18 protein-coding genes and 1 pseudogene are annotated in these 22335 nt (G+C 71.6%); 14 read left to right on the top strand and 5 right to left on the bottom strand.

Annotated features, from left to right (window positions below; translation table 11 throughout):
- Positions 1–7: 7 nt before the first annotated feature.
- From C4T78_RS27785 to C4T78_RS27760, 6 genes are all read left to right on the top strand, one after another.
- Complete coding sequence (locus tag C4T78_RS27785) at positions 8–685, top strand: 2-phosphosulfolactate phosphatase (protein ID WP_093351480.1); 678 nt, start codon at positions 8–10, stop codon at positions 683–685.
- A 37-nt stretch (positions 686–722) separates the two neighbouring features.
- Entirely contained in the window at positions 723–1526 is an 804-nt protein-coding gene (locus C4T78_RS27780; RefSeq protein ID WP_235863477.1) for an MBL fold metallo-hydrolase, read from the top strand.
- Positions 1527–1737: 211 nt separating this feature from the next.
- A complete protein-coding gene (locus C4T78_RS27775; RefSeq protein ID WP_093351477.1) occupies positions 1738–2316 on the top strand; it encodes a YbaB/EbfC family nucleoid-associated protein in 579 nt (192 codons plus the stop codon).
- Entirely contained in the window at positions 2313–2642 is a 330-nt protein-coding gene (locus C4T78_RS27770) for a WXG100 family type VII secretion target (protein WP_235863476.1), read from the top strand. The genes C4T78_RS27775 and C4T78_RS27770 overlap by 4 nt, the downstream gene beginning before the upstream one ends.
- A 14-nt stretch (positions 2643–2656) precedes the next feature.
- A complete protein-coding gene (locus C4T78_RS27765; RefSeq protein WP_093351475.1) occupies positions 2657–7099 on the top strand; it encodes a WXG100-like domain-containing protein in 4443 nt (1480 codons plus the stop codon).
- A gap of 78 nt (positions 7100–7177) precedes the next feature.
- Positions 7178–7741: a suppressor of fused domain protein gene (locus C4T78_RS27760; RefSeq protein ID WP_093351472.1), complete on the top strand. Its 564-nt coding sequence runs from the start codon at positions 7178–7180 to the stop codon at positions 7739–7741.
- A gap of 70 nt (positions 7742–7811) precedes the next feature.
- On the opposite strand, the gene C4T78_RS27755 is transcribed toward C4T78_RS27760, so the two are convergent.
- Together C4T78_RS27755 and C4T78_RS27750 are read right to left on the bottom strand one after the other, a co-directional pair.
- Positions 7812–8459 (bottom strand): endonuclease V, encoded by a 648-nt coding sequence (locus tag C4T78_RS27755; RefSeq protein ID WP_374703908.1) that lies wholly within the window; start codon positions 8457–8459, stop codon positions 7812–7814.
- Positions 8460–8563: 104 nt separating this feature from the next.
- A complete protein-coding gene (locus tag C4T78_RS27750) occupies positions 8564–9178 on the bottom strand; it encodes a mycothiol-dependent nitroreductase Rv2466c family protein (RefSeq protein ID WP_093351468.1) in 615 nt (204 codons plus the stop codon).
- 219 nt (positions 9179–9397) lie between these two features.
- Here C4T78_RS27750 and pepN point away from each other — a divergent pair, with 219 nt between their 5' ends.
- Positions 9398–11974, top strand: coding sequence for an aminopeptidase N (pepN, locus tag C4T78_RS27745; RefSeq protein ID WP_093351465.1), 2577 nt, complete (start codon positions 9398–9400; stop codon positions 11972–11974).
- A gap of 305 nt (positions 11975–12279) precedes the next feature.
- Positions 12280–13062, top strand: a complete 783-nt coding sequence (locus C4T78_RS27740; protein ID WP_093351463.1) for a DNA-binding transcriptional response regulator — start codon at positions 12280–12282, stop codon at positions 13060–13062.
- A gap of 64 nt (positions 13063–13126) precedes the next feature.
- Here the strand turns inward: C4T78_RS27740 and C4T78_RS27735 are convergent, their stop codons facing one another.
- Both C4T78_RS27735 and ctaJ read right to left on the bottom strand, forming a co-directional pair.
- Positions 13127–13627: a DUF5130 family protein gene (locus C4T78_RS27735; RefSeq protein ID WP_093351460.1), complete on the bottom strand. Its 501-nt coding sequence runs from the start codon at positions 13625–13627 to the stop codon at positions 13127–13129.
- A complete protein-coding gene (gene ctaJ, locus C4T78_RS27730; protein WP_258958370.1) occupies positions 13614–13949 on the bottom strand; it encodes an aa3-type cytochrome oxidase subunit CtaJ in 336 nt (111 codons plus the stop codon). Before ctaJ ends, C4T78_RS27735 begins: the two co-directional genes overlap by 14 nt.
- A 324-nt stretch (positions 13950–14273) precedes the next feature.
- Between ctaJ and C4T78_RS37155 the strand changes: the two genes are divergently transcribed.
- Entirely contained in the window at positions 14274–14906 is a 633-nt protein-coding gene (locus C4T78_RS37155; RefSeq protein WP_258958369.1) for a hypothetical protein, read from the top strand.
- Positions 14907–14955: 49 nt separating this feature from the next.
- Here the strand turns inward: C4T78_RS37155 and C4T78_RS27720 are convergent, their stop codons facing one another.
- Positions 14956–15600: an HNH endonuclease gene (locus tag C4T78_RS27720; protein WP_235863474.1), complete on the bottom strand. Its 645-nt coding sequence runs from the start codon at positions 15598–15600 to the stop codon at positions 14956–14958.
- Between the two features lie 212 nt (positions 15601–15812).
- Between C4T78_RS27720 and C4T78_RS27715 the strand changes: the two genes are divergently transcribed.
- The 5 genes and pseudogenes from C4T78_RS27715 to C4T78_RS27695 all read left to right on the top strand — a co-directional run bounded on the left by C4T78_RS27715 (position 15813) and on the right by C4T78_RS27695 (position 22237).
- Positions 15813–17927: a prolyl oligopeptidase family serine peptidase gene (locus tag C4T78_RS27715; RefSeq protein WP_093351457.1), complete on the top strand. Its 2115-nt coding sequence runs from the start codon at positions 15813–15815 to the stop codon at positions 17925–17927.
- 147 nt (positions 17928–18074) lie between these two features.
- Positions 18075–19052 (top strand): mechanosensitive ion channel family protein, encoded by a 978-nt coding sequence (locus tag C4T78_RS27710; protein ID WP_093352082.1) that lies wholly within the window; start codon positions 18075–18077, stop codon positions 19050–19052.
- A gap of 143 nt (positions 19053–19195) precedes the next feature.
- Positions 19196–19588 (top strand): globin, encoded by a 393-nt coding sequence (locus tag C4T78_RS27705; RefSeq protein ID WP_177247555.1) that lies wholly within the window; start codon positions 19196–19198, stop codon positions 19586–19588.
- Positions 19589–20390: 802 nt separating this feature from the next.
- A pseudogene (locus C4T78_RS37490) lies at positions 20391–20849 on the top strand (DUF3459 domain-containing protein); the annotation flags it as partial.
- A gap of 95 nt (positions 20850–20944) precedes the next feature.
- Positions 20945–22237: a heparan-alpha-glucosaminide N-acetyltransferase domain-containing protein gene (locus C4T78_RS27695; protein WP_107916107.1), complete on the top strand. Its 1293-nt coding sequence runs from the start codon at positions 20945–20947 to the stop codon at positions 22235–22237.
- Positions 22238–22335 lie beyond the last annotated feature (98 nt).

Here is a 22335-nt window from a genome sequence, read left to right as displayed (position 1 = left end):
TCCCGGCATGACCAGCGTCGACGTGCACGTGGACTGGGGCTTGCCGGGGTTGCGCGCCATGTCGGACCTCCCGGTCCTGGTGATCGTCGACGTGCTCTCGTTCTGCACCGCCGTCGACATCGCGACGAGCCGCGGGGCGCAGGTGCTGCCCATGCGTTCGCGGTACGACGTGCCCCCGGAGGGCACCGTGCTGGCTTGGCCGCGCAGCCACGACCGCTGGTCGCTGAGCCCGTCCTCGCTGCAGACGCTCACGCCGGACGTCCGGCTGGGTCTGCCGTCGCCGAACGGCGCGACGCTGTGCGCCTCCGCCGGGAACGCGACCGTTTTCGCCGGTTGCCTGCGCAATGCCGACGCCGTGGCCGCGGCCGCAGCGCGCGTCGGCGGGCCGATCGGCGTGGTCGCCGGCGGCGAGCGCCGGGACGGGGAGCTGCGGCCCGCCATCGAGGACCTGCTCGGCGCGGGCGCGATCGCCGCCGCGCTGCCCGGACGCCGCTCCCCCGAAGCCGAACTCGCAGCCACCGCTTTCCTCGCCGCGCGGAACGACATCGCGCGCCTGCTCGCCGACTGCGACTCCGGCCGCGAACTCGTCGAGATGGGATTCCCGCACGACGTGGAGCTGGCCGCAGCCGTCAACGCCAGCCGGACCGCGCCGGTGCTGCGCGGCGGCTTCCTGAGCGCGGCGTGAGCAGCCTGCAAGAAGAGCCGAGCGGGGAGGCGGGCCTGTGAACAGCGGCGAGGCGGAACTGCGCGAGGTCGCGCAGGATGTGTTCGTGCGGCGCTACGCCGAGCTCGACCTGTCCGTCGGATTGGTGCTCGGTGGCGAGTTCGCGCTGGTCATCGACACCCGTGGCGATCACGCGCAGGGTGCCGAGCTGGCCGCCGCGGTGCGGCGCATCACCGCGCTGCCCTGGCAGGTGGCGATCACGCACGGCCACTTCGACCACTGCTTCGGCACCAGCGCCTTCCTGCCCGCACCGGTCTGGGCGCACGAGCGCTGCCCCGGGTTCCTGGACTCGACAGCCGGTCAGCAGCGCGCCGAGTGGGTCGCGCACTACCGCCGCGAGGGTCGCGACGACATCGCCGACGCGCTCGCCGGGTCGGCCCCGGAACGGCCGGACCGACTGGTGTCGGACCGCGCCGACCTCGACCTGGGCGGTCGCACGGTCCAGCTGATCCACCCCGGCCCCGGCCACACCGATCACGACCTGGTCATCGCGGTGCCCGACGCCGGCGTGGTGTTCGCGGGCGACCTCGTCGAACAGGGCGCTCCGCCCGACTTCGGCGATGCCCGTCCCGAGGCCTGGCCCACCGCGGTGGACGGCATCCTCGCGCTCGACCCCGCCGTCGTCGTGCCGGGCCACGGCGAGCCCGTCGGCCCGGAGTTCGTGCGCGCCCAGCGCGCCGAGCTCGCGGCGGTCGCCCAGCTGTGCCGGGACCACCGGCTCGGCCGCCTTTCGGCGGAACGGGCACTCGGCCGCTCGCCCTATCCCGCGGAAACCACCCACATCGCGCTGAACCGGTCCTGACCAGCCCGGAATCCGGCACAACGCGCAGACGGCCCGAAAACGCTGCCCCGAACGCGCCTCCCGCTAGGCCGTTCAGAGTCATTTGCGCCACCTGCGGCACCGTTCCGATAACGCGAACGTCATTCTTCTATGAACACCCTGCGAACGGGTGTCCCGATTCCCGCACCCGCGGCTCGTGGTTTCGACGGCGAAGGACAGGTGGAAGGCGAACATGTCCGGACGTGACGACTTCGGGGCAGGTCGCCAGGACCTGGCCGCGCGCAACGCCGCACTGCGGGACCAGATCGACAACATGCTCTCCGACCTGCGCCGCCGCACCGCTGAGATCCAGGAGAAGCAGGACGCGGCCGCGCGCCAGACCTTCGAGGTCGCCTCGGACGACGGAATGGTGACCGTCCGGGTGGACGCGACCGGCACCGTGCAGGAGCTGGCCCTGTCGTCGAAGGCGTTCGAGCGCACCACTCCCGAGAAGCTGGCGCGCAGCATCACCAGCGTGATCCGCGAGGCGTCGGGCACCGCCCAGCGGCGGCTGCAGTCCGAGTTCGCGCCGCTGGCCGACACCTCCGACGTCCCGGACGTCCCCGGCGTCCCGTCGCTGGCCGGGCTGCTGAACCGGGGCCCGCTCGTCCAGCCGCCCGATCCCGAGCTCGAGCGCAGGCAGCGCCGCGAGGAGGACACCGCCGCCGCGTCGAGCCACCGGTCCGAACCGCCGCAGGTGCGCACCAAGCCGGAAGACGACTGGGACGACGACTGGAACTGGGACGACAACCGGCGAGGAGGCCGCCGATGAGCGACCAGATGCGGATGCAGCCCGAGGAGATCCGCACCGGTGGCAAGAAGATCGGCGACTCCGGTGACGACCTCGACCAGGTGCTGACCGCGCTGAAGTCCGCACTGGACGGCGAGGGCGAGTGCTGGGGCGGCGACGAGGCCGGGCAGACCTTCGCCAAGGACTACACCCAGGGCCGCGACAGCGTTTTCGAAAGCCTGCAGAAGGTCGTCGAAGCCCTGGGCAACATCGACGACAACCTCAAGGCCACCGCCGACGACACCGAGTCCAGCGATGCCGGATCGGCATCGGACATCGGCCGTTCCGGCTCGGGCATGCCCTCGTAGGGAGTGGATGTTTCATGAGCATCGAGATGCCCGACGAGGTCAAGTGGCTGCTGCCGATCGTGGTCGGCCAGTCCTGGCCGGAGGGCGACGAGGACGCCATGCGCCGCATGGCCGACGCGTGGCGCACCGCCGCGGACGGGATCGGCAGCGTCAACGACGCCGCGAACCGCGGCGCCGAGCAGGCCAAGGGCGCGATGGAGGGGCAGACCTCCGACGCGTTCGCCAAGCTGTGGAAGGACATCGGCGACGGCGGCGAAGCCGCGCTGCCGAAGCTGAAGGAGGCCTGCGAGAAGCTCGCGAAGGCCTGCGACGACGCGGCGCTGGACGTCGAGCACACCAAGCTGACCATCATCGCCTCGCTGATCGCGCTGGCCATCCAGATCGCGGCGATGATCGCGGCCGCGCCGGTCACCTTCGGCGCATCGACCGCGGGAGTCGCCGCCGCGCAGGCGGTCACCCGCACCGTGGTGATGCAGATCTTCCGGCAGCTCGTCATGAGCATCCTGAAGAACGTGGCCATCGAGATCGCCACCTCGGTCGCGATCGAGTTCGCGGTGCAGGGCGTGCAGATCGCCTCCGGTGAGCGCGACGGCTTCGACGGCGGCAAGTTCAAGGACGCGGCCATCTCCGGCGCCATCGGCGGAGCCGTCGGCGGCGTGTTCGAGGGCGCGGGCAAGGCCTTCGGCAAGCAGGCCGGCGAAGCCGTGGGCGACGCCGCAGGCGGAGCGGCCACCACCGCGGGCCGCGCAGCGGGCGACGCGGCGGGCGAAGCCGCAGGCGAAGCGGCGGAGAACGCCGCGGCGGCGCTCGGCAAGACGGCGCTGAAGGAGGGCGCGCTCGGCGCCGCCGAAGGCGCGGTGGGCAGCGTCGCGGAGCAGCTGATCACCGAGGGCAAGGTCGACTGGGGCGAGGTCGGCACGGGCGCGCTGTCCGGCGGTGTGACCGGCGCCGGGATGGGCGCGGGCGGTGAAGCCCTCGGCCGAGCGGGCAACGTCGACGTCCCCGACACCAGCACCGGCGGCATCGGCGGCGACGGCTCGGGCGGTGGGCCGACCTCGGGCGGGAACGGTCCGGGTGGCGACGGCGGATCGGGCTCCGGCGGCAACGGTCCCGGCGGCGATGGCACGAGCTCCGGTGGCAACGGCTCCGGCGACGGCAGCACGAGCTCCGACGGGAACGGCTCTGGCGGGCCGACTTCCGGTGGTAACGGCTCCGGTGGCGACGGCAGCGGTTCCAGCAGCACGGATCCGTCCAGCACGAGCTCCGGCGGTTCTGGGTCCGAAGGGGGGCCCACCGGCCGGTCCGGTGACGGCAGCAGCGGCACGGGTGGCGATTCCACCGCTGGCTCCGACGGCGGGGTGTCGCCGACGAGCCACGGTGGCGGCGACAGCGGCACCGGAGGCTCTCCCGGCGACGGTTCCCCGGGTGGCGGCTCCAGCTCGTCGCAAGGCGGTTCCCCGAGCGGCGGGACCGATTCCCCTGCCACGGCGGACGGTTCCGGCTCCTCGCACAGCAGCGGCGACGGAAACTCCGGAGGCGGCTCGAATTCCGCTTCCTCGCAAGGTGATTCACCGCGTTCGGAGACCGGGTCCACGAGTTCCTCGGATTCGCCGCGCTCGTCAGGCGAATCCGGTCAGTCCCGTGTGGACTCCAGCGGCTCTACGCAAGGCTCCGGCGACAGCGCGACGCCGCGCAGCTCCACTCCGGACACCAGCAGCGTGAGCCACTCGTCCGGCTCCGACCCGTCGAGCGGCAACCCGACGCCCGGTCCGCAAACCGACCACACCGCCGGATCGTCCCCCAGCGGCGGAACGTCCCACACGACCGCGGGCGATTCCCCCGGCGGCGGTGGGAACCCGGGCTCCAGTGGCAACAACCCGAGCGGCGGCGCAGGAGGCGCAAGCCCGCAGGGCGGCGGTGCTGGTGGCGGCGTCCCGCACGGCGGTGGCGGCGGAGCCGGTGGCGGGATCCCACACAGCGGCGGCGGAGCCGGTGGCGGCGTCCCGCACGGCGGCGGTGGCGGAGCCGGTGGCGGAATTCCCCACGGCGGCGGCGCGAGCGGCGGAGCACCGCCCGGTGGCGGTGCTGGCGGCGCAGCGCAGCCCGACACCAGCACCTCCCCCAACACCCCGGCCAGCACGACGTCGTCCAACGTGGACGCCCCGATGGCGGCGGGTCCGACCGCCGCCGGGCCGACGCCGACGACCAACGCACCGCGCCCCGATCAAGCGGGCTCCACCGGAGGTGCGGCAGCCGGTGGTGGCGCCATGGGCGGCATGGCCGGTGGCCCGGGAGGCGCCGCAGGCGGCGCACCGGCAGCTGGTGGCGGCGGCCGCCCGGGGTCGGGCGGTGGCTGGACCGGGACCGCAGGCACTCCCGGCGCGGCGGCCCGCCCGGTCGGCGGCGACCCGGGTCCTCGGCCGGACACCGGCCGTCCGAGCCCATCGCGCCCGGACGGCGGCCGCCCCGCCGACGCGGCATCACGCGGATCGACGGCACCACCGCACACCACGCCTCCGGGTGGCCCAGGAGCGCCACCTCACCGCGGCCCGGACGGCGGGCCACCGCGCCCGCAGCAGAACGGGCCGACCGCTCCCCCGTTCGGGCAGCGCCCCGACGGCGCAGCACCCCGGCCGGACGGCCCACCGCGCCCCGACGGAACCGGACCACGCCCGAACCCCGCGCCTCGACCGGACGGCTCGGGACCACGCCCGGACGGTTCAGCACCGCGCCCGGACGGCGGCCCGGCACGGCCGGACGCCACCCTGCGGCCCAACGGCCCGGCACGCCCCGACCCGAGCGCTCCACCGCGCCCGGACGGGACGACCAGCCCCACCGGGGCAGGACCACGCCCCGACACGGCTCCGCGACCGGACCCGACCGCACCGCGTCCGGACGCGACCGGCCCGCGCCCGGACGGCCCCACCCGCGACGGTTCGACGCCGGACCAGCGCCCGGACGGCCAGCGAACGCCCGACCCGCAGAACACCAAACCGGATGCGGGCGCCCACGACCCGAAGGACTCCGGCCCGGACCCGTCGCACCCGAAGGACTCGGACGGACCGGACAACCGCCCGGACACCGATCCGCACCGCGACGGCGACGCGGAACCGGGTACTCCGGAACGCCAGCAGCAGATCGACGAAGCCGAAGCCAACCGCGAGTCCACCCCGGGCGGTTCGTCGTTCCACACCGACCCGAACATGCGCGACCTCGCGCAGCGGGTGCCCGACGACGGCGTCCACCACACGGTCGACGTGCACGCCCTGCCGGACGGCCGCGTCCGCGTCGGCGACCGCACGTTCAGCGCGCAGGAGTTCGCGGACATGCTCCGCCGCGACCCGAACTGGGACGGCAAGCCGATCCGCCTGCTCTCCTGCGACGCGGGAACCAGCGGCCTGGCCCGCGACCTCTCCCGCGAGCTCGGCGTCCCGGTGACCGCACCCCGCGGTCTGGCCTGGACCGACGGCAACGGCCGGGTCTTCGCCTCCGACATGGGCCCCGACGGCCGTCCGGGCTGGCCGCCGAACGGCGGATGGGACACCCACAACCCGGACGGCACCCAGACCCCGGCCAGCAACGACGGCTTCCACCCGTCCCGGGACGGCGAGGACCCGGGCTCCCAACCCGACGACGCCGAGGCGCGGGGGAACCGCGAGCCGCTCGATCCCGACGAGATCGACAGGCGGCGCGACGCGCTTCCGCAGAAGTACTACCTCTACGACGGCGGGCACGAGGCCCGCCTGCGCAGCGGCGAGTCCGGCCCGCTGCTGCGCTGGGACGGTGACGCGGACAACGGCAACGGCGCGTGGGTCGAGCGCGAAGGCACGCTCGAACCGACGCCGGACACACCGGATCATCTCAGGAACGACGACACCCTGATGCGGTACGTCTACGAGGGCGATCGCCCATCGTTCTCGGCAGGCACGAAGTACGCCGTCTACCAGAACACCGCGATGAACGCGGACGGTTCCTACCGGTGCGCGGTGTCCGATCGCCCCATTCCGGTGATGATGCAGGACGACGGAACGACACCTCGGTTCTACGAGATCGAGAACGGCCGCCGAGTGGAGACGACTCCGCCGGACTGGTACGTCAACGGCGAGGAACCGCCGGCACCTCCGCACGACAAATTCACCATCCCGGAATCCGGTCGGTCCCACATGGGCCACCTCGACGACTACGAGTACTGGCGGCAGCGGCATTTCGCGCTCAACCACGAAATGACCACGCAGCAGTACGAAAGCATGTACGACCACCCCGGCCACTACCGGCTCGAGCTCAAGGAGGAGAACGAGGGACACGGGCACGAGTCGACGGACCCCGGTTACGGGGAATATCCGGCCCTGTTCAAGAAGCTCTTCCAGAACGAGACATTGGCGCCGATTCCACTCGCACCGACGGATACGGATCAGATTTACAAGGGAGCGCCGAAACTCGGCGATCCGCGCCGCTGATAGGGTCGCACCCCAGGATCAGCTCGTGCGCGCAGCACCACGTCCTCGAACCGGGAAACGCCAGGAAAAGGAGCTCCCGTGTCAACCTCCCAGCCGTCCCCCGGCCTCCTCGAACACCTCGAACAGCGGCTCGGCCCCGTGCAGCAGGTCGAATCCGCCAAGTCCGACAGGGGAAACCGCGGCTACGACCTGGCGTTCTACCGCGCGGAGGAATCGTCGGTCAGCACGGTGGTGACGAACGGACTGCGCTTCCAGACGATCACCTCGATGATGCCGGAGGAACTCGTCTGCTCGCTGCGATCGGATCAGCAGCACATCGCGCACTACCTGGTCGACTCGATCGCTTCGATGATCATCCGAAACCGAACGGGAATGGAATACGGCTCGATCTTCCAGAACGATCAGCCCATCATCGAGGGAACCGAGATCACCGCCGTCATCGCGCACACCAGCCCGTTGTTCGACGAAGCGTTCAACCTCTTCCCGAACGACCAGGCGCCGACCCTGCAGCTCATCTCGCTGGTTCCGATCACGAACGCCGAGGTCGAATTCGTGGAGAACGAAGGCGCGGACACGCTCTTCGAGGTCTTCCACCTCAACCGGACCGATCTCTTCGACGTCCGTCGCGGCTCCGCGGTCTGACCTCCACCGGGCGGCTCGCTTCCCGGTCTCCCGCGGACGAGGCACCGGGAGCTGCGAACGGGCCTGGTCCTCAAGGGTGCGTCCGGCCGAGGTGGTCGGCCGTTCGGGTGGTTTCCGGGAGGCGGTACTCCGGGGACAGGCGGAGGACCAGGTCGCAGGCCGCGTCGAGGGTGCAGCGGTGGCCGACCGAGACGAAGACCGGCTTCACGCCGCTCTGCGTGCGGAGGGCCCTGCCGACGACGTCGTCGTCCAGGCGCAGCGGTGACCACTCACCCCGCTCCTCGCCCGGCGGCTCGTAGCGGCCCATCGCCGTCTTGCCCACGCCGATCGCGGGCAGGTCCGCCAGGACGCCGAGGTGGCAGGCCAGGCCGAAGCGGCGCGGGTGGGCCAGCCCCTGGCCGTCGCAGACCAGGACGTCCGGCCGCACCGACAGCTCACCCAACGCGGCCAGCAGCGGCGGTGCCTCGCGGAAGGCGAAAAGACCTGGCACATAAGGGAATTCGGCCATCCCGCGCACCACTGCGCTGTCCACAACGGACAAGGTCGTCACGTCCAGGACGGTCACCGCGGCGACGATCTCGTCCGCATCGCGGTAGGCCACGTCCAGGCCCGCTGCCGTGCGGATCGGCGGTGGCTCTTCGATGCGGACCAGCGGGCGCAGGCGCTCCTGGATCGCGACGGCTTCGGACTCCGTCTTCGGCCACTCGTGCGGGATCACGCGGCAGATCCTAGTCGTGGGCGCGGCGACCGGTCGGCGCCGGTTTCCGCGCCCACCACCGGAAACTCTGGTAACACCGGGAAAAACTCGATCCCCGGCGGAGATCAGTCGAAGCGGGGCGATTCGGTGCGGGTGCGCTTCAGCTCGAAGAAGTACGGGTAGGAGGCCAGGGCGACCGCGCCGTCGAACAGCTTCGCGGCCTCCTCACCGCGCGGGATGCGGGTGATCACCGGGCCGAAGAACGCCACCCCGTCGACGTGCAGGGTCGGGGTGCCGACCTCGTCGCCGACCGGGTCCATGCCGGCGTGGTGGCTGGCGCGCAGCTCCTCGTCGTACTCGGTGCTGGTGGCCGCGTCGGCCAGCGACTCCGGGAGCCTCACCTCGGCCAGCGAGTCGCGGATGACCTGCGCGTAGTCCTTCTCACCGCGGTCGTGCAGGCGGGTTCCCAGCGCCGTGTACAGCGGCGACAGCACCTCGTCGCCGTGGTGCTTGGCCGCGGCGATGGCCACCCGGACCGGGCCCCACGCGTTGTCCAGCAGCTCCCGGTAGTCCGCGGGCAGATCGCGGCCCTCGTTGAGCACCGAAAGGCTCATCACCCGGAAGTGCAAGTCGATGTCGCGCACCTTCTCGACTTCGAGTATCCAGCGCGAGGACACCCAGGCGAACGGGCACACCGGGTCGAAGTAGAAGTCGACGCGCGGGCGGGCGGTGGACGTCATGCGGCCTCCAGGATCTCGGGGAATCGTCGGCGGGCGCTTTCGGATGTGCCCCTCCGAGGGAACAAACCCCGGTGAGGGCGATTATCTTCCCGACACGCCGAGCTTCCGCGCGGACCACGCCGGGGCGCGGGCCCGCACGCGGTCGTGATTTGATTCCTGCGCCAGGTCGCCGCCGGGCGTGCCTGGACGAACCAGTCCCGACGAGCAACGAGGTGATCCGTGGCCCCGCCGAACCTCACCCGCGAACAGGCCGAGCAGCGCGCCGCGCTGCTGGAGGTCCAGTCCTACGACATCGAACTGGATCTGTCCGCGGGCGCGGGTGGGCCGGACGTGGAGACGTTCGGTTCCACCACCACGGTGCGGTTCCGCAGCGCGCAGGCGGGGGTCGACAGCTGGATCGACCTGGTCGCCGACCGGGTGCGCGGTGCCGTGCTGAACGGCGTCGAGCTCGACGTCTCCGACTACGACGAGTCCACCGGCATCCGGCTGCCGAACCTGGCCGCCGAGAACGAGCTCGTGGTGCGCGCCGACTGCGCCTACACCAACACCGGTGAAGGCCTGCACCGGTTCATCGATCCGGTCGACGGCGGCGTCTACCTCTACAGCCAGTTCGAAACCGCCGACGCCAAGCGGATGTTCACCTGCTTCGACCAGCCGGACCTCAAGGCCGTCTACCGGATCACGGTGGACGCCCCGGCGTCGTGGAAGGTCATCTCCAACGCCACCGCCGAGGTCGCCGACGTGGCCGACGGCGTCAAGCGGCACACCTTCGCCACCACCGAGACGATGTCGACCTACCTGGTCGCGCTGGTGGCCGGGCCCTACGCGGAGTGGCGCGACGTCTTCCCCGGTGAGGACGGCCAGGCCGAGATCCCGCTGGGCATCTACTGCCGCGCCTCGCTGGCCGAGCACCTCGACGCGGAGCGGCTGTTCACCGAGACCAAGCAGGGTTTCGGCTTCTACCACAAGGCGTTCGGCGTGCCGTACCCGTTCGGCAAGTACGACCAGTGCTTCGTGCCGGAGTTCAACGCGGGCGCGATGGAGAACGCCGGCTGCGTGACCTTCCTGGAGGACTACGTCTTCCGGTCGAAGGTCACCGGCTACCTCTACGAGCGGCGCTGCGAGACGGTGCTGCACGAGATGGCGCACATGTGGTTCGGCGACCTGGTGACCATGCGCTGGTGGAACGACCTGTGGCTCAACGAGTCCTTCGCCACCTGGGCCAGCGTGCTCGCGCAGGTCGGCGCCACCGAGTACGACAGCGCGTGGACGACCTTCGCCAGCGTGGAGAAGTCCTGGGCGTACCGGCAGGACCAGCTGCCCTCCACCCACCCGGTGGCCGCCGACATCCCGGACCTGCAGGCCGTGGAGGTCAACTTCGACGGCATCACCTACGCCAAGGGCGCCTCGGTGCTCAAGCAGCTGGTGGCCTACGTCGGGCTGGAGAACTTCCTGGCCGGGCTGCGGGTCTACTTCGACCGGCACGCCTGGGGCAACGCGACCCTGGACGACCTGCTGCGCGCGCTGGAGGAGGCCTCCGGCCGCGACCTGTCGTGGTGGAGCGCGCAGTGGCTGGAGACCACCGGCCTGAACATGCTGCGGCCGCGGTTCAGCACCGATGACGAGGGCCGGTTCACCTCGTTCTCGGTGGTGCAGAACGGCGCCCGGCCCGGGGCCGGCGAGCTGCGCACGCACCGGCTCGCGATCGGCGTCTACGACGACGAGGGCGGCAAGCTGGTGCGCAAGCACCGCGTCGAGCTCGACGTGACCGGCGAGGTCACCGAGGTGCCGGACCTGGTGGGTGTGCACCGCGGCAAGCTGGTGCTGGTCAACGACGACGACCTGACCTACTGCTCGCTGCGCTTCGACCCCGAGTCGCTGGCGACGCTGATCGACCGGATCGGCGACGTCGAGGAGTCGCTGCCGCGCGCGCTGTGCTGGTCCACGGCGTGGGAGATGACCCGCGAGGCCGAGCTCAAGGCGCGCGACTTCGTCACCCTGGTGCTCGGCGCCTCCGCCGCGGGCGGCATCGGCGCGGAGAGCCAGATCGGCGTGGTGCAGCGGGTCCTGCTGCAGACCCAGACCGCGCTCGCGTCCTACGTGGACCCGTCGTGGCAGGCGGAGGGCTGGCGCCGGTTCAGCGCCCGCCTCTTCGAGCTGGCCCGCGCCGCCGAGCCCGGCTCGGACCACCAGCTGGCGTTCGTCAACTCGCTGGCCGGTTCGGTGCTGTCCGCCGAGCAGGTGACCGAGCTGCGCGGCTGGCTGGACGGGTCGGCCCCGCTGGCCGGCCTGACCGTCGACACCGACCTGCGCTGGGCGCTGCTGCAGGCGCTGGTCGCGCACGGCGCGGCCGGTGAGGCGGAGATCGACGCGGAGCTGGAGCAGGACCAGACCGCGACCGGCCGCCGCCGTGCGGAGCGGGCGCGGGCGCTGATCCCGACGCCGGAGTCCAAGGAGAAGGCGTGGCAGCGCGCGGTGCACGACGACCAGCTGCCGAACGCGGTCAGCGACGCGATCATCGCGGGTTTCCAGCACCCGGCCCAGCGCGAGCTGCTGGCCTCCTACGTGCAGCGCTACTTCGCGGAGATCGACGAGGTCTGGCAGCGCCGCTCCAGCGAGCGCGCGCAGCCGACGGTGATCGGCCTGTTCCCGTCGTGGGCGGTGACCGACGAGACGGTCTCGGCCGCGGACGCCTGGCTGGCCGGTGAGCACGCTCCGGCGCTGCGCCGCCTGGTCTCGGAAGGCCGCGCGGGCATCGTCCGCGCCCTGGCGGCCCGGGAGTTCGACCGCTCCTGACCCGATCCGGTGATGTGCGAAGGGCGTCTCCGACCGGAGGCGCCCTTCGTCCGTCCTGGGCGCAATTTCAATGGAAATCGGACCTCTGATTTCCATTGAAATTGCGTCCGGTCCTGACACGCGGCGGCGTGTCGGGAGGGAGGTCGTTCACCACTTGTGGCCTCGGCGGAGGCTCCACGCCAACCACCCGGGTGGGCGAGGTTCGGGGCGCAGGTCTTTGCAAGTCACCGCCCGGACACGCATGGTGATCGGACAGGTGCACAGCGTCAGGCCGTGCTCCGCGTGCGCGAGGGGTGGGAGCGGCGATGCCCGAGCTGATCACCGCGGTCGCCCAGCTGATGTGGCCGCTGATCGCGCTGCTGGCGATCGTCGTGTTCCGGCGCGCCATCGGGCGCGTGCTGCGCACCGCCGAGAAGCGCGAGCTGGAGTTCGAGATCGGCGGGCAGAAGCTCACCATGCACCAGGTCAACGACCAGCAGAACGAGATGATCCAGGACCTGCAGCGGCAGCTCAGCACGCTCAGCAAGGAGCTGGCCGAGCGCGACCGCGCCGGCGCCGCGGAGCCGCCGGTCAAGGCGGTCGTCCCGGTGCCCGCCCTGCCCGACGGCCCGGACTTCCCCGTCGACGGCAACGGCGAGCCGCCCGACCGGGTGCCGTCCGGCAACGGCGACGGCCACGGCGAGCTGCCCGCGGTGCGGGAACCGGTCGGCCCGGAACCGTTCGCCGTGCTCTGGGTCGCCGAGAAGCCGCAGGCGCACGCGATCCTGGCCGAGCAGCTCCGGGACAACGGGGTGCGGGTCACCATGGTCACGACCACCGACGCGGCGCTGGCCGAGCTCTCGCAGCGCCCCTACCGGCTGATCGTGGAGGACATGGGCAGGCAGGAGAACGGCAGGTGGCGGCCGGACGCCGGGCTCGCGCTGCTGCGCGAGCTCCGCGACCTCGGCGTGGACACGCCGGTGATCGTGTTCAGCAGCCAGCAGCTGCAGCAGCAGTACGGCGAGCAGGCGCGGCGCTCCGGCGCGGTCGGCACCACGTCGTCGACCTACGAGATGTTCCAGAACTTCCAGAGCTTCGACCTGCTCTGACGCGAACGGCCCGCGCACCTCGTCTGACGAGGCGAACGGGCCGTTGGCGGCAGAGAATGCGCTGTCAGTGGTGGGCGCGGGACTCCTGGTACGAGGTGCCCGCCGCGTCGGCGAGCATGCGCAGGGCGCCGATCAGCCCCTCGATCAGCTCGCCCTCCTTGAACGAGGCCACCATGCTCATGGCGGCCAGCTGGCAGCTGCGGTCCGGGATCCGCCGGTGCGCCTCGTCACCGGTGACGATCTCGAACTTGCGCTGACCCGGCGAGACCGCGATCAGCACGCCCTCGGCCGCGCGCGGACCGAGGTCGGCGTGCAGCTCCTCGGCCTGCTTGCGGGTGTCCTCGCCGAGGTCGCCGAGGTAGATGCCGAACTCCAGGCCGGTGCTGCGGCTGGACAGGGTCAGCGCCTCGTCGAGCCGCGCGAGCTGGCCGGGGTTGAACGGCAGCGCGGGGCGATCGGGCTCCACGCGGCGCGCGATCGAAAGCCGACCGGTGGCCGTGAGGGCCTCACCGGTGCTGAGCTCCCGCGCGTCCGCGGTCCGCCCCGCGACCTCACCAGTTGCCACGTGCGCCTCCCCGAGCAGTGCTGGGCCGCGCGTCCTCCGCCGCGGCCTCGGATTCCACGTCCGCCATCGGAACGGCGTTGTTCACGCCCGCCGGATTGGCCACCCACAACACCGGCGCGAAGTCCCACTTCTGCCCCGCTCGATAACGCGGGCGGGTGAGCTTCGGCCACATCGCGATGAGCACGATCAGGCCGTAGATGGCCGCTGGGATCACCGCCAGAGCGAGCACAGTCTCCACGACAGTCACGCCAGTACGGTAGCCGATGACCACCGCCTCATGCGCCACGACCTCGCACGGTGCATGATCGGCGTGATCGATCACCGCTCGGATCCGCCCCGCGTCGCCGCGGGCCGGCCGCCGCGAAGCCGGGGCTCCGCACGTCCCCGGTTCGGGTTTCCACTGGTCGAGGCAGAGGTGACACCCGAGGAACTACGTACGGTTACTAGTCAAGAGTGTTATACATCACTTAAAGTAACTCGTTCAGGCTAATCGCTGCCACCGAATGGAGTCCAACCAGACGGTTGCAATGCGCGGCGACTTGGCGGCTTGTTCCTGAGAGTCCCTGCTCCTAGTTTTTCACCTGTATGGGTCTTGCATATTTGATCACACGCGCTCAAAACCTCATTTGAATGCGGGAGGCACACAATGTCGATCATCGAAACCGCCACTCAGAGCAGCGACCTCACTCGTCTGACCGCAGGCCGACCACTGCGCGAACACAGCACCGTCCAGAGCGGTGTGCGCATCAGCGGCCTGGCGGGAGGGGTGCGGATCAGTGATCGACAGCAGGGCGTCCGCATCAGCGGCGAGCATGGTGTTCGCATCAGCGGGCGGAGCGGCGTGCGCATCAGCGGCGAGCACGGTGTTCGCATCAGCAGTGAGCGCGGTGTGCGGATCAGCGGACGAAGCGGCGTGCGGATCAGCGGGCAGCAGGGCGTTCGCATCAGTTGCCAGCACGGAGTTCGCATCAGCGGACGCCAGGAAGGCGTGCGCATCAGCGGACGGAGTGGTGTTCGCATCAGCGCGCAGCACGGTGTGCGGATCAGCGGACAGCAGGGTGTCCGGATCAGTGCGCAGCGCGGGGTTCGCATCAGCGCACAGCAGGGCGTGCGGATCAGCGCGCAGCACGGTGTGCGGATCAGCGCGCAGCAGGGGGTCCGGATCAGCGGCCAGCACGGCGTGCGCATCAGCGGGCGGAACGGCGTCCGGATTTCCAGCGGTGTGCGGATTAGCCGCGGTGTGCGGATCAGCGGGCAGCGCGGTGTGCGGATCAGCTGACCGGGCGTGGCGCAGTTCGCACCGCGTCACGGCCCGGCCCGCTTCCGCGTCAGGCCGCCGGTTCGCCCAGGTAGGGCAACCAGAGCGGGTCCGTCTCCGACAGTCCTGCCAGCAGTCGCCAGTGCCGTCCGCGCGGCGCGCGCGGCGCCACCGGCAGGCGCCAGCCCAGCTCGCTCAGCGTCTTGTCCGCCTTCCGGTGGTTGCACTTGGTGCAGCAGGCGACGCAGTTCTCCCACGTGTGGGGGCCGCCTCGGCTGCGCGGCACGACGTGATCTATCGTTTCGGCGCGAGCACCGCAGTACACGCACCGGTGGTTGTCCCGCAGCATCAAGGCCGCGCGGGTCAACGGCGTCCGGCCGCGGTACGGGACTCGCACGAAGTTGCTCAACCGGATGACGGACGGGACTTCGACGGCGGAGCTCGCCGAGTGCAGCACCATGCCGGCCGAATCGCCGTGCACCACTTCGGCCTTGCCGCAGACGAGCAGCACGATCGCGCGGCGCAGCGGGAGCGCCGTCAGCGGCTCGAACGTGGTGTTGAGCAGCAGGACCCGCCGCTTGCGCCAGGACGGCGCGTGACCGGGAGGCCGGTCGAGCTGCGGCAGCGCGCCACGGCTCGGCGGGCACAGCGAGGCCCGCGACGCGAGGCTCGTGGCCTTCAGCGCCGGTTGTCGGGTCGGTTGTCGGTCGGGCACGCGACCACCTCCACCGGTGTCGGGCAAAGTTCAGCACAGAACCCCGTCCGAACGCACGTGTGATTCGACACCCGCGGCGCCGAACCTGCGTCGATTCTTCTGGATCAAGGCCGCTTCCGGCAACGATGCGCGCCGGTGGCGATGCTCGTTTCCGGTGAAACGCGCGCGTCGAGATCAACTGGCCGACGCCCCGGGCACGTATCGTCGCGGACGTGACCGACGCTCAAGCCCAGCTGCGCTACCCCACCGCCGACCGCGACGACGTCGTCGAGGACCTGCACGGCCACCAGGTGGCCGATCCCTACCGGTGGCTGGAGGACCCGGCCGATCCGCGCACCCAGGCGTGGTCGGCGACGCAGGACCAGCTCGCCCGCACCTGGCTGGACGCGCTTCCGGGACGGGAAGCCGTCGCCGGGCGGATGCGCTCGCTGCTCGCGGCCGGTTCGGTCTCCGCGCCCGTGTGGCGCGCCGGACGCGCGTTCTTCACCCGCCGCGAGCCCGGCCAGGAGTTCCCGGTGCTCTACGTGCGCGATCGCGACGGCAGCGAGCGCGTGCTGCTGGACGTCGCGGCGCTGGACCCGTCCGGGCTGACCACGCTGGACAGCTGGTCGCCGAGCCTGGAGGGCGACCGGTTGGCGTACCAGATCTCGGTCGGCGGCGACGAGGAGTCGCTGCTGCACGTGCTGGACGTGACCACCGGCGAGCTGGTCGAGGGACCGATCGACCGCTGCCGCTACTCGACGATCGCCTGGATGCCGGGCGGCGCGGAGTACTTCTACGTCCGGCGGCTGGCCCCGGAGCTGGTGCCCGACGGCGAGGAGCAGTTCCACCGGCGGGTGTGGCGGCACCGCGTCGGCACCGACCCGGACACCGACCTGCTGGTGCACGGCGAGGGCCTGGACCACACCTTCTACTACGGCACCCGGGTGTCCCGGGACGGCCGCTGGCTGGTGATCGAGGGCAGCCCCGGCACCGCGCGGCGGGACTCGGTGTGGATCGCCGACCTGACCGCGGGCGCCGAGGTGCCCGAGATGCGGCAGGTCGTGGACACCTCGGACGGCTACCGGGTGGGCGCGTGGGTGGAGCGCGACGGCCGGTTGTACGTGATGACGACGCTGGACGCGCCGCGCTGGCGGCTGTGCGTGGCCGATCCCGAGCGGCCCGAGCCGGAGCACTGGACGGAGCTGATCGCCGAGCAGCCGGATTCGGTGCTGGAGGCGGTGCGCTGGTTCGACACCGGTGACGGCGACCCGCAGCTGGTCGTGCTCCGCACCCGGCACGCGGTGTCGGAGGTAACGCTGCACGACCCGGCCACCGGGGAGCGGACCGGCGAGGTCCCGCTGCCCGGCACCGGCCAGGTCACCGCGCTGACCTCGGTCGACGAGGACACCGACCACGACGGGGACCGGCTGTGGATCGGCTGGACCGACTTCGCCACCCCGCCGTGCGTGCACGCCTACGCGCACCGCACCGGCGAGGTCGCGCTGGACCAGCGCGCGCCGGGCGCCGTCGAGCTGCCCGCGGTGCACACCCAGCAGGTCACCTACCGGTCGCTGGACGGCACGCCGGTGCGGATGTTCCTGCTGAGCCCGGCCGCGAAACCGGACCGCCCGCGCCCGGTGTTCATGACCGGCTACGGCGGGTTCTCGCTGTCCCGCGAGCCCGGCTACACGCCGTCCGCGCTGGCCTGGGTGGCCGCCGGTGGCGTGTGGGCGCTGCCGTCGCTGCGCGGTGGCGGCGAGGAGGGCGAGCAGTGGCACGAAGCCGGCATGCGCGAGCAGAAGCAGCACACCTTCGACGACTTCCACGCCGCCGCGCAGCACCTGATCGACGAGGGTTGGACCACCGCCGATCAGCTGGCGATCTCCGGCGGCTCCAACGGCGGTCTGCTGGTCGGCGCGGCCCTCACCCAGCGCCCGGACCTCTACCGGGCCGTGGTGTGCTCGGCGCCGCTGCTGGACATGGTGCGCTACGAGAAGTTCCTGCTCGGCCGCACCTGGAACGACGAGTACGGCACCGCCGACGATCCGGAGGAGCTGGGCTGGCTGCTGTCCTACTCGCCGTACCACAACGTCGCCGAACAGACCGACTACCCGTCGGTGTTGTTCACCGTGTTCGAGTCGGACACCCGGGTTGACCCGAATCACGCCCGCAAGATGTGCGCGGCGTTGCAGCACGCCACGAGCTCTGACCCGGCGAAACGTCCGATTCTGCTGCGCCGCGAGACCGAGGTGGGGCATTCGGCGCGCTCGGTTTCCCGTACTGTGGGGCTCGCGACCGACCAGCTCGCCTTCCTCGCGGAGGCCACCGGGCTGATCCTGGACTGAGCCCCCGAACTCGGTCCGGCAGCCGATTGGTCGAGTTTCGTGCGCGGCGGGGCGCGCACGACGCTCGGGGCGGTGCGGTTCGCGTGCGAGTCGGTGCGGACACCGAACTCGCGGGACTTGAACGACAGCATGGAGACCCCCGAACCCATGGAACTGCCGCTTTTGACCGAACCGAAGTGCGCCAACGAACCGGGCTGGTGCAACACCGTCTACGGCTGGACCGGCAACAACTGGCTGGCGTCGTACTCCGAAGTGCTCATCGCGACGCCGCTGCACATCGCGCTCATCCTGCTCGTCGCGTTCATCGTGCGCTGGCTGGTGCACCGCACGATCAACCGGCTGACCCGCGGCAACGGCAAGCCCCCGAAGCTGCTGACCCCGCTGCGGGAGCGCCGCGCGGACTCGCTGACCGCCGAGCTGCTCTCGGAGCGGCGGATCCAGCGCGCCCGGACCATCGGCTCAGTGCTCAAGTCGATCGCCTCGCTGGTCATCTACGGGCTGGCCGCGATCTACGTGCTGCAGGAGCTGAGCATCCAGGTGGCGCCGGTGCTGGCCTCGGCCGGTGTGCTCGGCGTCGCGGTCGCCTTCGGCGCCCAGAACCTGGTGCGCGACTTCCTGTCCGGCATGTTCATGCTGGTCGAGGACCAGTACGGGGTCGGTGACGTGGTCGACCTCGGTGAGGCCAGCGGGACCGTGGAGGCCGTCGGCCTGCGCGTCACCACGCTGCGCGACATCAACGGCACCGTCTGGTACGTCCGCAACGGCGAGATCCTGCGGGTCGGCAACTCCAGCCAGGGCTTCGCCTTCGCGGTGGTGGACTTCCCGATCTCGCACACCAGCGACGTGGAGAAGGCCATCACGGTCGCCACCAAGGTGGCCACCGACGCCACCTCGCGCGAGCCGCTGTCCAAGGACGTCCTGGATCCGCCGGAGATGCTGGGCGTGGACAAGATCACCGCCGACACGATCACGCTGCGGCTGACCGTCAAGGTCCGGCCCGGCCGCCAGTGGTCGGTGCAGCGACGGCTGCGGGCGGAGATCAAGCGCGCCTACGACGAGGAGGACATCGAGCCGCCGTACCCCTACGGCCGGCCGGTTCCGCCGACGAGTCCGGCGCAGCCGTGACAACCGGCGGGCCGCCCCTGAGATGAGAGCCGGCAAGTGGTCGGGTCGCTCGGGTGGTCGCCCAGCGCTGAGTGCTTGCCCGCTCGAAGCGGCTGCCGCCGCTTGCACAAGCGCGGACGGCCACGCCGACAGGCTCTGAGAGGATGTGCCCCGTGACTTCCGTGACGAGCTTTTACGAGCAGGTCGGCGGCGAAGCGACCTTCCACCGCATCGTGGCGAAGTTCTACGAGGAGGTGGCCGGGGACGAGCTGCTGCGCCCGCTCTACCCCGAGGAGGACCTCGGCCCGGCCGAGGAGCGCCTCCGGCTCTTCCTGATGCAGTACTGGGGCGGCCCGCACACCTACTCCGAGCGGCGCGGGCACCCGCGGTTGCGGATGCGGCACGCGCCGTTCAAGATCGGCCCGGCCGAGCGCGACGCGTGGCTGCGCTGCATGCGGATCGCGGTGGACGAGGTCGAGCTCTCGCAGCAGCACCGCGACCAGCTCTGGCAGTACATGGAGATGGCCGCCGAGAGCATGGTCAACTCCTGGTTCTGAACTCAGCGGTGAGGCTCCGGGCCGGTTCCGCGTGGCGGAAGCTCAGCGCCGGCCTGGACTGCGGCCCGGCCTGATGCACGATCAGTGCACGGCGGGCGGACGTTGAGAACCCGCGGCGGCGCGAGCGCCGACGGTGGGCTGAGCGGCTTCGCCGCTTCGGAGAAGTGGCGGTATCGGTGGTGGAGAACTTCAAGAGAAGGATCCGGTGATGCGGGCGGCGGACGCACGGGGCCACGGCGATCGGCCGTGGTGGTGGGACGCGGTGTGCTACCAGGTCGACGTCGGCGCGTTCGCCGACGGCGACGGTGACGGGGTCGGCGACCTCGAAGGACTGCGCGGCCGGTTCGGCTACCTGGAGCTGCTCGGCGTGGACGCCATCCTGCTGGCGGGCACCGCGGGGCTGGACCCGGCGGCGGCGGACTTCGCCGAGCTGCTGGCCGAGGCGCACGACGCCGAGATGCGGGTGATGGTCGCGCTCGACGTCGATCCGGCGCGCGCCGACCCACGCGCGGTGCTCGAACCGTGGCTGGCGCACGGCGTGGACGGGTTCCACCTCGCGCCGCGCGAGGACCCGGCCGGGGCGATCCGGTCGGTGCTGGCCGGTTACCCGGACCGCGTGGTGATCGGTGCCGGTGACTGGCACCTGTCGTTCAACCTCGACCTGACGATCGCCGGCTTCGCCGCCGAGTCGCTGCGCAAGGTGATCACCGGTGCGCTGGGCGGCCCGGGGCCGCGCACGGCGTGGGCGATGGCCACCCGGGACAGCCGGCGCAGCCGGGACGACGCCGCGCTGACCCCGGTCCGCGCGATGGCGCTGGTGCAGCTGGCGCTGCCCGGGGCGGTGTGCCTGCGGCACGGCGAGGAGCTGGGGCTGCCGGGCACCGAGCGGATCCCGATGCCGTGGGAGGGCGCCCTGCCGCCGTTCGGGTTCTCCCGGGCCCCGGGCGACTGGTCGGCGATCCCGGCGGAGTGGGCGTCCTTCACCGTCGAATCGCAGCTGGAGGACGAGCAGTCCACGCTCTCGCTCTACCGGCACGCGCTGGAGACGCGCAGCAGCCACCCGGCGTTCACCGGTGACGAGGTGGAGTGGTTCGGCGCACCGGAGGACTGCTTCGCGTTCCGGCGCGTCGGCAGCAGCCTGATCTGCGCGCTGAACACCTCACCGGCTCCGGTGCCGCTGCCGCCCGGCGAGCTGCTGCTGTCCTCGCGCCCGGTGGACGGCGAGGATCTGCCGCCCGGTACCGCCGCTTGGCTGGTGTGAGCCTGGACTCGTAGCCGCAACAGGCGGTGCGGGGGCTCGTTCTAACCTGGGTACCGTTGTCCGTCGGAAGACGCCCCTAGACCCCGCTGGATGCCATGACTGCTATTGCGCCCGAAAAGAGCGCGGCTCGGACGCAACCACGCACCGGCCGACTGGTCGGGGTCGACGTCGCCCGCTTCCTCGCCGTCTTCGGCATGTTCTGCATCCACTTCGGGGTGCCGTTCCTGACCGGTGACGCGGAAGTGCTGGTCGCGCAGTTCTCCAGCGGCCGGTCCACCGCGCTGTTCACGCTGCTGGCCGGTGTTTCGCTGGCACTGCTGTCCGGGCGCACCACTCCCCCGACCGGCGAGGCGCTGCGCCAGGCCCGGTTGCGAATCGCGCTGCGGGCGGGACTGCTGCTGGTGCTCGGCCTCGCGCTGGCCAAGGCCACCGAGGCGACCGGCTTCCTGCTCACCGTGATCATCCCGTTCTACGGGCTGTACTTCCTGCTCGCGGTGCCCTTCATCCGGCTGCGGACCCGCGGCCTGCTGATCGCCGCGGCGATCGCGGCCGCGGTGGGACCGCAGCTGTCGTTCGTGCTGCGCAGCTGGATGGCCGGGGACACCCCGGTCGCGTGGCTGGTCAGCGCGGTCAACACGGTCGACCCCGGGCACCTGATCGCCGACGCCGGGGTCTTCGACCTGCTGCTGCTCGGCTTCTACCCGGCCGCCTCCTACCTGCCGCTGGTGCTGCTCGGGATGGCCGTCGGGCGCATGGACCTGCGGTCGACGAAGGTCCGGTGCTGGCTGGCGGTGGCCGGCCTGGCCGTGTCGCTGGCCGCGTGGCGGGTGTCGGAGTGGCTGCTGGAAGCGGTGGGCGGAACGCCTCCGGAGCCCACCGAGGGCACCGTGCCGGTCGAGCACCCGAACTGGCTGCTGGCCACCACCTCGCACAGCGGCACGACCTTCGAGGTGCTCAACTCCGGCGGCATCTCGCTGGTGATCCTGGCGCTGTGCCTGATGCTGGCCGACCGGGCCGGCCGGTTCCTCAAGCCGCTGGCGGTCTCCGGATCGATGGCGCTGACCCTCTACGCCTTCCACGCGGCGGCGATGGCCTGGCTGATCGTCGTCGGCGGCTACGCGCTCAGCGGGGTTCCGGAGCCGCTGGCGCAGCTGTCGGCGATGGGCCCGGACCTGCCCGATCTGCCGGGCATGCCCGCGTTCCCGCGCGACGGCCACGTGCCCGAGGGCCTGGTGGCGCTCATCTGCACCTTCATGCCCGAGGTGTTCCTGATCTTCGCCGTCCTGTTCCCGCTGGCCTGGCGCCGCTTCTTCCGCCGCGGGCCGCTGGAGGCGGCCGTCAGCGAGTCGGTCGGCTGGCTCGCCGACCGGTTCTCCCGACGCTCCTGATCAGGCGTTTCTCCCCCAGTAGGACTTTCGCCCCTGTACGCGGGGGGCCATTCTGAGGTCGCGTGGACGACGGACGTGCACGTGCCTCTGGGGGGTGG

It is taken from the genome of Saccharopolyspora kobensis, assembly GCF_900108315.1.
Lineage (GTDB): Bacteria > Actinomycetota > Actinomycetes > Mycobacteriales > Pseudonocardiaceae > Saccharopolyspora > Saccharopolyspora kobensis.
The sequence above is the reverse complement of the archived record's forward strand: the minus strand, read 5'-3'. Positions and strand labels throughout refer to the sequence as shown.